A 15511-nucleotide genomic window follows, 5' to 3' on the forward strand; every position below is an offset into this window, starting at 1 on the left:
GACAAGCTACTTTTGGGGTGGAGGTATAATAAATGATAAAAATACTTAATGAAGAAAAAGGATCAGGGTTGATATTAATACTCATTGTAATGATGTTAATGACAGTATTAGGCACAACAGCCCTTTATTCCATGGGAACAGAAGGAAAACAAGCAACACTTCACAACTATAAAACTCAAGCATACTACTTGGCAAGGTCTGGAGTAGAAATAGGGCAGCAGTGGTTAAAGAACAAAGAGTTCAATATAGCAGGGGTGGTGTACCTAAGTGGAGATCTAGGAGGGAATTTTGTAGAGGCAAGTGACAGTTCAAAGGCAGTAAATATTACAATAACAGAAAGTGGAAATATATATACCATTAAAGCCACTGGGCAACACAATGGCCAAAAAGAAGTGGTGAGCTTAGAAATCAAAAATACAAGTGAATCAAGTTTTCCAACGGGTAATAATGCACTCTATGTATCTAATAGCATTACATTCTCAGGAAGTACAAGGATTTTAGGTTCTGTTGCAACTGATTTTAACTCACCAACTCAAATAGCTTTTAACAGTAGTGGTGGGCAATATATTTCAGGAGACGTATATATATATTGAATCCATCCATTAGTAAAAGTCAAATAAATTATGGATTTAAGATACATGGACAGGTCAAGACTTCAGATGAGCCACTAACATTTTCTATGCCAAATTTTCCTGTTTTCCCTAACCTTCCAATTCACCCCAATATGGTAGAAGGAACTCACAATGTTATTGCAGAAGGTAACCTAAATATAACAAACTATCAAGTTGCAAACTTTACCCTACATCTAAATAGTGACTATAAATTTAACCAAATTAACATGAACAGTGGTAGAACACTTAATATCAATATAGGTAATCAAGATCGCGTAATAGTGGTAGAACAGTTAAATATTGAAAATGGTTTTATAAATATTCTGGGTACAGGAAAACTGACTATTTATGTAAATAATAATATAACCTTTAACAATGGTAGAATTAACAGTGAGGATAAAACCCAAAACTTGACCATTTATTTAAAGGGTTCAGGTAATCCATCTCATCCAAAGGTAGTAAACATAAGTGGTAGCCAAAAAATATATGCTTCACTGTACGCAGAGGATGCAGATGTTCAATTATTCAATTCAGGGGGTTTTCAAGGAAATATTATAACAGGTGGAAAAAACGTAAATCTTAGTGGATCTGCCACCGCCAATGTAAGGGCAATCTATGCCCCAAACGCCAAGGTGAGTGTAGATGCAGGGGCAAATGTTAAAGGAGTTGTTATTTCTAATGAGTTTTCCATGAGTGGTAACACTACCTTAGAATATACTGATGTAAAGGGAGATCCGTTTTTGGAATCACTTTTCGGCGGAAATGTATCATACAAACCAATATGGAAATAATCAAAAACTGTAGCCATTAAAGCTACAGTTTTTTTATACCACGAACTTTATCACACAATTATTGTATCGCCCTTTAGTGTAAGTTAGTGGCCAAATGTTTTTTTCTGTAAGATTCTCTGCCTATTGTTTAAGTGTCAAAAAATTAACAAAAAATTCATACCCAAAACACCTAAAATAAGCTAATATTAAAGTAATAAATAAAAAGGGGGTATAACACTTGAAAAAAGCCATAGCACTTATTCTATTAACTATTATTACACTAACGCTTAGCCCAAGTATGGCCTCGGCTGACGAGAAGATCAAGGCAACATATACATCAAACTTCGGGCAAGGGATACAAAGGGAAAACTGGAACAGGGTTGAAGTGGAAATAGAAAATCAAGGGGATCAAGATTTTACAGGGCAAGTGGAAGTTGATGCTGGAGGTAAATACATACAAGAAATATTTATAGAAAGAGGAAAGAAAATCACAGTGGAGTTTTACATACCTCCCATGGGTGTGGAAAATATAAATCAGGTGGATGTATATGTGAAAAATAAGAACAACAAGGCGGTATCTTCACACCGATTTAGTGTAAGCTATTACCGTGGTTCGGGCACAAGCCATTACATAGGAGTGGTATCAAAAAATCCAGACAGATTCAAAAGAATACAAAATTTTATCGACCTAGAGACAGTGCCAATGAAAGAGGAACACTTTAATAATCACCTTTTTATGGAGAACCTAGGTACTATTATTATAGATGAGTTAGACAATCTTACCCTTTCAGCACAGCAAAAGGAAAACCTAGAGCTATGGCTAAAAAGGGGAGGAAATTTAGTAATTGGTGGTGGACGCACAACCGTTGAGAACACCAGTATAATAAACCCGGATATCATGCCATATAGGGTGAGCAATAACTTAGAAAAAGAGCTAAATATACCATTTTTTGAAGGAAAATCAAATGTGTTATTTACAAGTGGTGAGGTTTTAGGTGATATAGCCTTAGGCACAGAAGAACTTCCACTAATAATCACAAAAGATACTAATCAAGGGAGAGTAGTTTTTTCCACTATAAACTTTGCTGATAGTTTTTTTGATAATGTAAATGACTTTGAAAAATATCTAGAAGCAATAATCCTTAGTAACCCACCTAGATACCAAGGCACTGAATATAGGGTGGGAGAGGCTAATAGATTATTAACCTTAATGAGTGTTGACTTAGGTGGGCTGAATTTCTTATCACCTGGTTTTCTATTTTTTGGTCTAATTGCTTATATTCTCTTAGTGGGGCCATTCAATTTTGCCATGCTTAAAAAATATAACAAGATGGACTATGGTTGGATTACAATCCCTGCCTTATCCGTTGTATTTACAATAATACTATTCCTTGTGGGTAGCACGGGGAGAAGCAAAGATATGGCTAACACTCAACTAAATGTTATTGAATACTTTAACAACGGCACAGCCTATGTGGAAAGCTACAATAACTTCTTTATGCCAAACGGTAGAACTAAAAAAATGCAGGCTAACTTCCTAAGTGTAGCACCAACAACCAATGGGTTAACTTTGATAAACAACACAACCCTTGAGACATCTCAAGCTAGAATATGGTCTAATCAAAGGGCAGTTATAAGTACCACTAAGAACATGTCTGGGCCTATTGTAAAACTTGAACTTCTTGAAAAGGAGACCGCAGCAAGCATCACTAATAACTATGATTACGAGATATTTGACGGTTATCTAGTGGTAGGAGATAGATGGTACAGAGTTGGTGAGATAAGTCCCGGTGAAACAAAAAAGCTTTCTTTAAAAGCAAACTCAGTACATGTGGACTACCAAAGCCTGTTCCAAAGGCTAGGAGTAACCTCCCATATGTACTCACAGGTTATTGAGTCTATGGCCTTAAGTTCAGGGAACTACACCTTTATAGCATTTGATGATAAATATACACCTATAGAGTTCCAAGGGTCGCCCATAACAAAGCTAATGAACTTTAGTATAGTACATCAAAACAATATGGAAATAGACATAAAAGAAACAACAGCAGTTTCAAACATATCAGCAGTTGTTTCTAAGGTTGACTTTCAGCACTATGATAACTGGAGAACCCATCAGTACTATATAAGTGGTGCTGGGGAAATGGAAATGGTTTTTGAGCTCCCTAAGGGTGTGGATTACCAAGGTTTTACTGGTCGAGTTAACATAAACGGCTTTAGGGCCTATGGAAATGTGGAATATCAGGTACTTAATCAAGAAACTTCACAGTGGGAAAAGCACCAAGTTGGCGGTATGGGTGGAAGTTTTGATCTTCCAAAATTAGAAAACTACGTCAGGAACAATATTTTGTCCATAAAACTAGTAATTAGTGATGAAAATAGCAATGTTGACCTTGAACTATCAGGAATAAAATTCTCTGTGATTGGAGGTGCTACTAATGATTAAGGTAAAAAACTTAGTGAAAAAATACGGCAACTTCACAGCAGTGAATGATATAAGCTTTGAGGTAAACAAAGGTAGCATCTTTGGACTTATAGGTCCAAATGGAGCTGGTAAAACAACTACCATGAGGATAATGTCTACACTTTTGACTAAAACAGATGGAGATATAGAGATAGGTGGTCAGTCTCTTTTCTCAGATATAAAAAGATCTAGAAGGATGCTTGGTTACATGCCCGATTTTTTTGGAGTTTATGATGATTTGAAGGTTTATGAATACCTAGAATTCTACGGTGAAGCGTCGGGATGCACTTTAGCAGATGTAAGAAAGATGAGCCCAGACTTGCTAGAGTTAGTAGGCCTAAATCACAAAAGAGACGATTATGTGAATAACCTGTCTAGGGGTATGAAACAAAGGCTATGTTTGGCCCGTACCCTTATTCATCAACCAGATGTTCTGATTCTAGATGAACCTGCATCAGGGTTAGATCCAAGGGCCAGGGTGGAATTAAGAAATATACTTAGGGAACTCCGAAAAATGGGCAAAACTGTGATTATTAGCTCCCATATTTTACTGGAGCTTTCGGAGCTTTGTACTGATATAGGTATAATTGTTAATGGGCAGATGCCCATATGGGGTCCCATAGATCAGGTTCTCTCTAGGGTTCAAGGAGATGTTCTTTTAGATATCAAAGTCTTAGAAAATATTGATGAAGCAAAGGTTTGGCTACTGGAGCAGAGTTCAATAAGGGATGTTAATATAAACAACTTAGGAAGTTTTGAAGTTTTATTCTCGGGGTCTGATCATGAGATTGGTCAGCTTTTAAGGGAAATGTCCAACAGGTTTTTAGTGACAGGATTCAACCCTAAAAAGCAGAACCTAGAAGAAATATTTATGCAATTGACGGAGGTGGAAAAATATGAAGGTTAATCCTCTGTTGACAAATGAACTGAGACTTAGGATGCGTAATTGGCGTACTTTTGGTATGGTATCTGTTTATCTTTTAGTACTAGGGGGAATAGGGATACTATTTTTCTCCACATCCCTTTGGGAAATCCGTAGCGGGTATGCAGACTTAGCAAAAGTAGGAAGATTTTTATTTATATTCCTAAGTGTCATACAGTTTTTGATGATATTTTTCTTAGTACCAGGGTTTACTGCAAACTCCATATCCAGCGAAAAGGAAAAGCAGACCTTCGATCTTCTGGTGTGTACTCAACTATCCCCACTTAGTATTGTGGGGGGGAAGCTATTTGCAGCCCTAAGCACTGTGGTTCTAGTAATATTTGCATCACTACCCGTATATGGTTTTGTTTTTTTACTGGGTGGGGTTTCCTTGGGAGAAGTTATTAAACTAGTTGTTATATACATCTATGCTGCATTTGTTTACGGTAGTTACTATATCTTTTTATCAACCAAGTTCAAAAAGAGTCAGTCAGCAGTAATTTTTAGCTATGGTGTAGCATTAGTATTATTAGGACTAACCCTTATCATGACGGCTATAATAGTAGCAATATTTCAAAGTCAAGGGAAAGATGGCCCATTTCCATTTTTACTGGTGTTAAACCCCGGTATCATTGCAGAGTGGATTTATCCAGAAATTGAGGAACCCCTTAGATTCTTTAGCTTTGGATTGTATCCCTTTGTAGGATTTTTTAGCTGGTTGAAGTTTTGGCATATGGGAGTGGTAACCAATTTAACCCTAAGTGTGCTATCACTGTACGGAGCTACAGTAGCGGTAAATCCACTAAAGAAAGGTAAAAGGAGCGGATAATTATGAAATGGCCCCAAGAACTAGATAGATTACTGCCATTAGTTCGAAAATATATCCTGAAGTACTGCCTTTTATCTCTAATAAAAGCTATAACTATTTTGGCCATGGTCAATATACCATTACAAATCCTAGGAGGGGTTATGCAAGATAACCCTTCCTATGGGTTTATTTTTATAACCCTTAATCTATTAACACTACTTGTAACTCTAATATACTTTTACCTACACAGGCCTAGGGTAGAAGAAATAGCTTTGGTTTTAGATAAACAACTGGAAACTAAGGAGAGGATTATAACTTTCTTGGAGTATGAAAAGGAAAGTGAATCTAAAAGGGGAGTAACTGCCATGCGTGGTGAAGTGAAATCCTTTATATCTAAAGTAAACCTTAGCTTTGATTGGGATAAGAAAAAATTTAAAAGTAATATATTAACTGCTACAATTATGATATTAATTTTAATTGCCAGTATATTGGTGGCACCACAGATTTCCCAAAGCATTGAAAGAGAGTCGGGTCTGAAAGAAAAACAACAGGAAGTCGTTGCGGAAATAGACGAGGTCTTAGAAGGGTTACTTGAGATAGACCAAGAGAAATACGACCAGCTTATAGAAGAACTAGAGGCCCTTAAAGATATAGCTCAAAATGCTAAAGAAAGTGAAGAACTAGAAATAATCCTAAAGGAGTTAGAGGAACTTCTATTAAAGGAACTAGAAGATCAACAGGAGATGTTAAAAGATATATCTGAGCTTCGAGATTTACTTGGCACATCAACTGACTTGGAAAATGAACTGAAAGATAACCCACTATTAAAGGAAGAACTGCTAGAAAGAATTGAGAATCTTCAAGACCATAACCTAAGTACTAACCAAAGGGAAAGACTACAGGAATTATCAGACGCCATAAATACAAATCCTACAACAGAGAACTTAGCACAGCTAGGAGAATTATTAGAAGAACTACAAGAAAGCAATGGTACTGCCCCCCTTGAGGAAATGCTAGGGGAAGGAGCCAATGGACCAGGTAGTGAAGTTGAGCCAGGACCAGGAGAATCGCCGGGTGAAGGATCAGATGGCCCTAGTGGTGAAGGTGAAGGCTCTCAAGGTGGAGAAGGCGGTGCCTCAGAGGGAGAAGGCGGTGAAGGTGAGGGGCAAGGCAGTGGTTCAAGTCCCACAGGTGGTGACACATCAACTCCAGAGGATTATGTATATATACCCAGTGATAAGGAGTTAGTTTTAGATGGTGATGAGGGAGAATATACTTTGCGTGATATTATGCGAATGAACCCAAACATTATAAATAGCCCCTATAAGGATATATACAAAGGTTATCACAAAGAGGCCATCACATCTGTGACAGGATTAGACATACCTAAACCCTTAGAGGACTATGTTAGAAAATATTTTCAATCCATCGCACCTTAAGGAGGAAAAAGATATGGAAGTTTTAGAGAAAATTAATCAGGTAAAAAAAGAAATTTCGAAGGTTATTGTTGGGCAAGAAGAAGTCATAGACCTATCCCTTATAGCAATTTTTTCTGGTGGTCATGTACTCCTTGAGGGTGTACCAGGCCTAGGTAAAACCATGCTGGTTAAAACCCTATCTGATGTGCTCCAAATAAGTCACAACAGAATTCAATTCACACCAGACCTCATGCCATCGGATATAACAGGTACAAATATCATAGTGCCAGGGTCAGATGATGATTTTCAGTTTAAGAAAGGTCCTGTTTTTGCTAACTTAGTGTTGGCAGATGAAATCAACAGGGCTACCCCAAAGACCCAAAGTGCTCTTTTGGAGAGCATGCAGGAAAAAAAGGTAACGGTGTTTGGAAAAACCCACCAGTTACCTGCACCTTTTTTTGTAATTGCAACTCAAAATCCATTGGAGATGGAAGGAACCTATCCTCTGCCAGAGGCTCAGCTTGACCGCTTTTTGTTTAAAATAAATGTAGCTTACCCTAAATTTTCTGAACTGAAGGAAATTGTCCTACGTACCACAGGGGGAAATCCTCAGCAGGCTGAAAAAATCATGGATGGAAACGATATTCAGGAAATAAACAAACTTGCCCGGGAAATACCTGTAGCTGAAAAGGTCCTAGACTATAGTATAAAGGTGCTGTCTGCAACACATAAAACAGAAACCTATGCCACAGATATGGTTAAAAAATATGTGGATGTTGGAGCGAGCCCCAGGGGAATTCAAAGTATTATCCTAGCTGCTAAGGTATCTGCCATGATGGATGGACGTTTTAATGTAAGCTTTAGTGATATCGACAAAGTGGCTATACCAGCTTTAAGACATAGAATTATCCTTAACTTTGAAGCTTTAGGTGATGGAATAATGGCAGATGAGATTATCAAAGATATTATAGCTAAAGTTGAAAAGGGCTAGGGGCTTGTAATATGGGCTGGAATTTTGCGCTAGATTACAGTAAATTAAATCAGCTTGCTCTTGCCTTTAAAGGTGGAATCACAGGTAATAACAGTGGAAAAAGGCTAACAAATAAGTATGGGGCATCCCTGGAATTTGCAGACTTTAGGCAATATATCCCTGGAGATGATGTTAGGCGTATTGATTGGTCCTTGTATGGCAGGTCACAAAGACTATATACAAAGCTTAATCGTAGTGAAGTGGATGCAACCATCAACATTGTTGTTGATGGCAGCAAATCCATGGATTATGGGAATCCACATAAGGGGCTTAGGGCCATGGAACTAGCTTTATCTTTTGCGTACATTAGCCTTAAAGCCTATGATAGGGTTTCCGTGGCTGTTGGAGTTAAGGGTTTAGAGAACTACCTGGCACCAGTACATGGGATTCAGAGCTATAATAAGATATTAAGGTTTATGGAAAACCTAGAGTTTAACGGAACTGGTAACTTAAACGGCAGTTTAAATTCCTTAAAGAAGGTACTTAAACCTAAGCAGGTTACACTGGTTTTTTCTGACTTCCTTGATGAAGAGGGCTACCAACAAGGGATAAATAAGCTTATTGAGATGAAGCAAGATGTTTGGGTATTTCAGATGGCAAGTCCTGAAGAGATAGATCCAGACTTTAAAGGCGGTCTTAAGCTTTTAGACTCTGAGACGGGAAAAGCCAAAGACGTTGATATGGACTATTGGACTGTTGGAGCTTATAAAGAAGCTTTTAATGAACACTCAAATAGTATAAAGGAGTTCTGTACAAATAGGGGTATCAACTATGTATTTGTAAATAGTCAACAAAACAGTTTAGAGGTATTACATAGTATTAAAAATAACGTCACAACAGGGAAACTTTAGTTAGGGGAGGAATGAGGTCGTGGGATTCTTAACACCAATAGCTTTTGCAGGGCTTATATCTTTACCTATTATTCTTTTATTATATATGATGAGAAAAAAGACAACACCCAGGGTTGTCTCCAGTATTTTGCTATGGAAAAGGCTAGATAAACTGACATCCTCGGCCCTAAACATAAATAAAATCCTAAAAAACATGCTTCTATTCCTACAACTTTTTTTGGCATTGTTGTTGGTGCTTTCTTTAGCTAGGCCTGTCCTTTTGGGGATGGGTCAAAATACCAATGACAGTGTGATTATAATAGACACTTCAATTTCCATGGCAGTTTTAGAGGATGGCCAGTCCAGGTTAGATAAAGCCATTGAACAACTGGAAAGTCAAATAAACAAAAAAAAATCCAACACAAAAATGGCAATAATAGCTGCAGGGAATCAGGCTGAAATTATAATTGGACTTACAAGTAGCAAAAATCAACTACTGGATAGCTTAGAAAATATCCACCTATCCACTGGCTCGCCCAATATAGAAGAAGCATTTTTAATGGCAGAGAGTATGACCGAAGATACTGCTGAATTAGATATTATTCTCATCAGTGACGGTAACTTTGAAGAGGTTAGTTATCCAATTGGTGAATTTGAGTTTATACATACAGGCAATGGTAATGTAAGCAATCTTTATATAGAGAATGCAATTGTAGATAATCAGAGGCTAAGTGTCCTAGTTGGTAACAACGGATCAACCACTTTAAAAGGAAATATATCTGTTTATGATCACTTAAACAATAGGGTTGGAAGACGCTTGGTGGAACTTGAACCCCAAGCTAGACAAAATTTAATCTGGCGCAACCTTCCAGGGGAATCCCCATGGTTTAAAGTAGAGGTTGAGTCCCAAGGAGATCAACTTTTGGAGGATAATATTTTTTATAGTGTGAACACAGCATCCAAAAACACCAAAGCACTCTTAATTACAGAGGGGAACGTTTTTTTGGAAAAAGCACTTCTACTAAGTGATGCTCTAACCATAAGCAAGGTACAACCAGATAAATTTCATGATGATTTGTTGGATAAATATGATATCTACATTTTCGATGGTTTCTTGCCACAGAGCCTACCATCTGCACCTGTACTTATCTTTGATCCTCCATATCCCAATAGGCATTTTTCTTTATCCCAACCAGTGAAGATAGACACAATTACCCCAGGGCAAAGTGAACTGGTAAGGTATGTGGATTTTTCTGATGTTACAATACATTTCAGTAAAGTCTTACAAGGGGGAAGAGCAATCCTGACTAGTACCAATGGGAATCTAGTGGTAGAGCTAGAAAATGCTGGATATCCCATGGTGGTATTTGGATTTCCCGTCCAAGGGGGAGATTTTCACTTGCGTCCTGCCTTTCCCATAATGTTAATAAATGTCATGGACTTTCTGATGGACTACCAGATCGACGTCCAAGGCTTTAGTTTATACAATTACCCCACATATTCACCACCCCTTGGTGTACACCAGTTGACATTGGTTGACCCTAGTGGGGCTAACAAAAACATAGAAGGTACTTTCCCCATATTAGGTGAGAAGATAGCACAAACAGGGGTTTATACACTGAAATGGATGGAAAATACCATGTATTTACCTGTGAACCATCCTAGAACAGGGGAAGGTTTGTCATCCAGAGAAAACATAAAAGTAGTTGGAGCAAGGGATATAGAAGGAGATAGGGGTAAAAGAAATTTTAATTTAACATGGATTTTATTGCTACTGGCTTTGGTGGTAATATCCTTTGAATGGTGGGTTGATAATTATGTCTATTAGTTTTCTAAAGCCAATCTATTTATTATTACTTATACCATTGATGCTGTTTTTATGGTTCGGGGGAAAGAAAACCAAGTATACAGAACGTAAAGGAAGTGTTTTGTTCCTAAGGGCATTTGTTATCATCCCTTTGATAATAGCCTTATGCCAGCCACAATTTGTTCAAAGATTTAAAGGTCAGTCCATTATCTATTTATCCGATAGTTCTCAAAGTATGCAATATACAGAAGGGTTTGAGGATTGGATTAGGGAAAGCCAGAGTTTTAAAGGGAAAAATGATCAGTGGGCCGTTTTGGCAATGGGGCTAGATACCCAACTGATGAATTCCTTTGAGAGCAATAATCCCGTTAACTTTGCCAATGTACAAGTTAAAAGAGACTTTACAAATATTGAGGGGGCAATGAAGACTGCCCATGGGCTACTCCCTAGGGATAGCAATAATAGGATAGTAATAATAAGTGATGGTTATGAAAATGTAGGTGATAGTTTGTCCTACGCAAAAATTCTTAAGGCAAACAATATCCCAGTGGATGTTTATCCCTTGAAAATTGGGATAGATACTGAAGTGGCCATTAGCCAGGTAAGTTTGCCCTCAGTGAGCTTTGCAGGCCAAAGGATAAGTGTTGAAATAGAATTAGAAAGCACTGTAAATACCAGTGGAGTGCTTTCGTTATTCATGAATGAACAGTTAATTTATAACGGTGAAGTAAATATCAGTTCAGGGAGACAAAAAACTGTATTTCCTGTGGAGATAAAAGGATCTGGTTTTCAGCGGGTGACTGCAACAATTCAACCAAAAGCAGATACCATAGGTCAAAACAATAAAGCCCAAGGGCTTACCTTTGTGGAGGCTGCACCAAAGGTGTTGTTAGTGGAAGGAAGCCGTGGTGTCGGTCAGTCACTTATTGATGTTTTCGCCTATAATGGGGTGGATGTTGATCCCATAACAGTTAATCAGTTTCCAAATAGCTTAGAGGGTTTACTTAATTATAAGACAATAATATTCGTGGATGTACCTGCGTATTTTTTAAGTGATACTCAAATGAAAAACATAAAAAACTTTGTTGATGTTATAGGTGGAGGTTTTATTGCCACAGGTGGTAGAAATTCCTTTGGTGTAGGGCTATATCAGGATACTCCCCTTGAGGAGATTTTACCCATCACCATGGAAGTTGAAAACGAAGAAGAGATGCCTGGTGTAGACCTAGTGTTAGTCATAGACAAATCCGGGAGTATGAGTGGGGAAAAGCTAAATATGGCTAAAAATGCAGGGGTCTCAGCCCTTGATATACTAACTGAAAAAGATAGGCTGGGTTTAATAACATTTGACCATGGATACACAGTTGATTTTCAATTAACACCCACATCAGAAAAGGATAGACTGAAGAATATAATTCAAGGGATTCCATTAGGTGGTGGTACTTCCATTCACCCTGCCTTAGAAAAAGCCGTGGAACTATTTGATAGCAGCAGTAAAAACAAACATATCATCCTCCTAAGTGATGGTGTTGAAGGACCCCAGAACTATGAACCCTTATTAGAAAAAATGCGGGATAGCTCCATTACATTATCAAGTATTGCCCTAGGTGATGACGCAGATATCAGGCTAATGGAGTACCTAGCAGTAAATGGGGGAGGACGATTTTACGATGTCCGTAATGTTCAAGATTTACCTGGGGTATTTGCTAAAGAGACAATCCTAGCTGGGGGGAACTACATCATTGAAGAGGATTTTGTTCCCTCTGTTGTTAGGAGTTCCTTTACCCCATTTAGCTCTGGATTACCCGAGTTTAATGGTTATATAGGCTCTACGCTAAAACACCAAGGTGAAGGTATAATCTTCACCCACAGGGAGCACCCCCTATATGCTCGAATGCAATACGGCCTAGGTAGGACTGTTGCTTTTACAACTGATACATTTGGGATGTGGTCGAAAAACTTCATGCAAGGGGCTGATTTCCCCAGCTTTTGGATGGATACCCTAAGTTGGGTATCTGGTAGAGGGAATTATGGTGATATTTCAGCTGCCATAACACTAAAAGATGCTGGTGCTCAAATTGATATATTAGTTGGAGAACCCCTAGATGAAGATGAGAGCATACAGCTAAGTATCATCGACGAAGAAGGAAACAGGGAAAATATTGTTCTGTCTGCTGCTTCAAGCAATAGCTATAGGGCAACAACACCTGCTCTATCACAAGGGATATACTTTATAAATGCCACAAGAAAGCAAGGGGAGCAAATAAGGGCTCTGAGCATGAATGGCTTTGTTGTACCATATTCCAAGGAATTTGCCATAGAAAACCTAAAAAGCTCCTCTAATATGTTAGAGGAGCTGGCAAAAGCAACTGGAGGAAGGATACTAACAAGACCCTCAGAAGTCTTTAATGCAAACTACAACCCTGTGAGAAGAAGTGTAGATATAAGCTGGATATTCATACTGTTATCACTACTAATATGGCCATTGGACATAGCCTTTAGGCGCTTTGCACCAACTGTTAGGCTGCCTAAGATTAAAAAGAAAGAAAATACACCTGAAGAGCAGATAGAAGCAGGGGAAGACGCCATGTCTAGGCTGCTTAAGGCTAAGAAAGGTAGGCACAAGAACAATTAGTTGGCGTGCTTCGCAAGGGGATTCTATTTATATTTTTTTGTAAATATAGATAAATATAATTAAAACTTAAAGGAAAAGGACAAGGTCTTGTAGAAATAAGTTTAGAATCAACTATGTGAAGGAGAAAAAAATGTATCTAATTAAGATTTTTAAAAGATCAATACTAGTAAGTGTTATTCTATTGTTAATATGGGTTTTTGTTGATGCAGTAACCACAAAAGACGTATATCTGTTGTTTTTGCCAAAAGAGAATGAAGTAATTCCAAACAATAAGTCCCAAATGGAAGCTCTACATAATGAAAAAGATCTAGAAAATAATGGATTTACTCCAGTTTTTGAGATCATGGATTTGCCTAATTATATCATTGATAAAATCACAGGGGTATCCTGGCATGAAGATGCACCTGTAGGTTTAGAGGACTTGTCATATTTAAATCTTACATATTGGGATTTTGATGAACAGTTACAGATAGGAGAACTAATTGTTCACAGAAAAGTTGCACAAGAAGTGGTTGAAATTTTTCAAGAGTTATACGAGGCTAAGTATCCCATTGCAAAAATGAGATTAATTGATGAATATTATGCAGATGACAATTTATCAATGAAAGATAACAATACATCTGCTTTTTGCTACAGAGTAGTAGAAGGCACTAACGTTATATCAACCCATTCATATGGCTTAGCAATTGATATAAATCCTGTTCAGAACCCATATATTGTTGGAGGTAAAGTTCTACCCATAGAGGGGAAGGAGTTTCTTGACAGGGAGAATGTTAGGAAAGGTATGATAGTCAAAGGAGACCCAGCTTATAATGCTTTCAAAAGTCGAGGTTGGACTTGGGGCGGTGATTGGACAAGGGTAAAGGATTATCATCACTTTCAAAAGGATATCGATTTGAATTAGGTGGCTGTTTGCAGATAAGTAAAAGTGAACAAAATAAAGTTATTTTAAAATTATTATTGCTGATCAAGTTTAATTTTACTACAATTTTTGTTTTAGTTAGTATATAATTATGTACAGAAAAAAAGGGGGTATTTTTAAATGGCTGATATTCGTTTACAGAAATTAGCAAAGCTTTTGGTGGAGTATTCCACAGAAGTTAAGCCTGGCGAAAAGGTTTTTATATCATGTGAGGATGTAGGCATCCCATACATAGTTGAGGTGGCTAAGGCTGCTATCAGAAAAGGTGCTCAGGTTGAGTACATTGTTACACTTCCAGAGATAGGGGAGACATTATTAAAAGAGGGTACAGAGGAACAGATAAGCACTCCTAGTTTATCATTTAAAAATGTTGTGGATAATGCAGATGTTTATTTAACTGCATGGGGGACCAGCAACACCAGGTCTAGCTCTAACCTGGATCCTAAAAAAATACAACTTCGTGCTAGGGGAAACAGTGAAACAAGAAAAGAATTTTCTCGAAAAATGGGTACTAAAGAAATCAGATGGTGTGGGACTCAATTCCCAACTCATGCCGATGCACAAGAAGCAAACATGTCCCTAAGTGAGTATGAAGATTTCGTTTATGGTGCTGGACTATTAGATAAAGAAGATCCCATAGCCCAGTGGAAAAGAATCCATGACGAGCAAGAAAGATGGGTTAAATACCTAGATACAAAAAAAGAACTTCATTTTGTATCAGAGGGAACTGACATAAAGGTTAGTGTTGAAGGTAGAAAGTGGATAAACTGCGATGGTAAAGTTAACTTTCCCGATGGGGAAATTTTTACATCCCCCGTGGAAGACGGAATAAATGGACATATAACATTCTCTTTCCCAGGAATTTATGCAGGTAAAGAGATAGAAAACATTTACCTAGAGGTTGAAGCTGGCAAGGTAGTAAAAGCAACGGCTTCAAAGGGTGAAGATTTATTACAGGCACTTTTAGATACTGATGAAGGAGCTAGGTTCTTTGGTGAAGTAGCCATAGGAACTAACTACGGAATCCAAAAATTCACTAGGAACATGTTATTTGATGAAAAAATCGGTGGAACTATCCACATGGCAGTGGGCGATTCCATGCCTGAAGCCGGTGGGAAGAACAGATCCGCAATTCATTGGGATATGCTATGTGATATGAGAAGCGGTGGAAAGATATATGCCGATGGAGAGTTGTTCTATGAAAATGGACAGTTTATAGAAGAAGTATTATAAAGGAGCCCTTTGGGTTTCTTTATAGTTGGTTTGAAAGAAATAAAATGAGCCCTCAGCTAGT

12 protein-coding genes are annotated in these 15511 nt (G+C 37.8%); all 12 read left to right on the forward strand.

Annotated elements, in window-relative coordinates; genetic code table 11:
• The first annotated feature begins 32 nt into the window (after positions 1–32).
• Positions 33–593, forward strand: a complete 561-nt coding sequence (locus HYG86_RS15725; protein ID WP_213166510.1) for a hypothetical protein — start codon at positions 33–35, stop codon at positions 591–593.
• On the forward strand, positions 590–1402 hold the full coding sequence (locus tag HYG86_RS15730; RefSeq protein WP_213166511.1) for a DUF7305 domain-containing protein: 813 nt from the start codon (positions 590–592) through the stop codon (positions 1400–1402). The genes HYG86_RS15725 and HYG86_RS15730 overlap by 4 nt, the downstream gene beginning before the upstream one ends.
• A 217-nt stretch (positions 1403–1619) precedes the next feature.
• A complete protein-coding gene (locus tag HYG86_RS15735) occupies positions 1620–3827 on the forward strand; it encodes a hypothetical protein (protein WP_213166512.1) in 2208 nt (735 codons plus the stop codon).
• On the forward strand, positions 3820–4752 hold the full coding sequence (locus tag HYG86_RS15740) for an ABC transporter ATP-binding protein (RefSeq protein WP_213166513.1): 933 nt from the start codon (positions 3820–3822) through the stop codon (positions 4750–4752). The genes HYG86_RS15735 and HYG86_RS15740 overlap by 8 nt, the downstream gene beginning before the upstream one ends.
• Positions 4742–5596: an ABC transporter permease gene (locus HYG86_RS15745; RefSeq protein WP_213166514.1), complete on the forward strand. Its 855-nt coding sequence runs from the start codon at positions 4742–4744 to the stop codon at positions 5594–5596. The genes HYG86_RS15740 and HYG86_RS15745 overlap by 11 nt, the downstream gene beginning before the upstream one ends.
• Before the next feature lie 2 nt (positions 5597–5598).
• Positions 5599–7014 (forward strand): coiled-coil domain-containing protein, encoded by a 1416-nt coding sequence (locus HYG86_RS15750; RefSeq protein ID WP_213166515.1) that lies wholly within the window; start codon positions 5599–5601, stop codon positions 7012–7014.
• Positions 7015–7027: 13 nt separating this feature from the next.
• Positions 7028–7984: an AAA family ATPase gene (locus tag HYG86_RS15755; protein WP_246451831.1), complete on the forward strand. Its 957-nt coding sequence runs from the start codon at positions 7028–7030 to the stop codon at positions 7982–7984.
• Positions 7985–7995: 11 nt separating this feature from the next.
• Positions 7996–8874 (forward strand): DUF58 domain-containing protein, encoded by an 879-nt coding sequence (locus tag HYG86_RS15760; RefSeq protein WP_213166517.1) that lies wholly within the window; start codon positions 7996–7998, stop codon positions 8872–8874.
• A 19-nt stretch (positions 8875–8893) separates the two neighbouring features.
• Positions 8894–10681 (forward strand): vWA domain-containing protein, encoded by a 1788-nt coding sequence (locus HYG86_RS15765; protein WP_213166518.1) that lies wholly within the window; start codon positions 8894–8896, stop codon positions 10679–10681.
• On the forward strand, positions 10671–13295 hold the full coding sequence (locus HYG86_RS15770) for a VWA domain-containing protein (RefSeq protein ID WP_213166519.1): 2625 nt from the start codon (positions 10671–10673) through the stop codon (positions 13293–13295). Before HYG86_RS15765 ends, HYG86_RS15770 begins: the two co-directional genes overlap by 11 nt.
• Positions 13296–13425: 130 nt before the next feature.
• Positions 13426–14199 carry a M15 family metallopeptidase gene (locus HYG86_RS15775; RefSeq protein ID WP_213166520.1) on the forward strand — a complete coding sequence of 258 codons (774 nt, stop codon included), beginning with the start codon at positions 13426–13428 and terminating at the stop codon, positions 14197–14199.
• 138 nt (positions 14200–14337) lie between these two features.
• Complete coding sequence (locus HYG86_RS15780; protein ID WP_213166521.1) at positions 14338–15450, forward strand: aminopeptidase; 1113 nt, start codon at positions 14338–14340, stop codon at positions 15448–15450.
• Positions 15451–15511: the final 61 nt, after the last annotated feature.

The organism is Alkalicella caledoniensis (assembly GCF_014467015.1).
In the GTDB taxonomy this organism is placed as follows: domain Bacteria; phylum Bacillota; class Proteinivoracia; order Proteinivoracales; family Proteinivoracaceae; genus Alkalicella; species Alkalicella caledoniensis.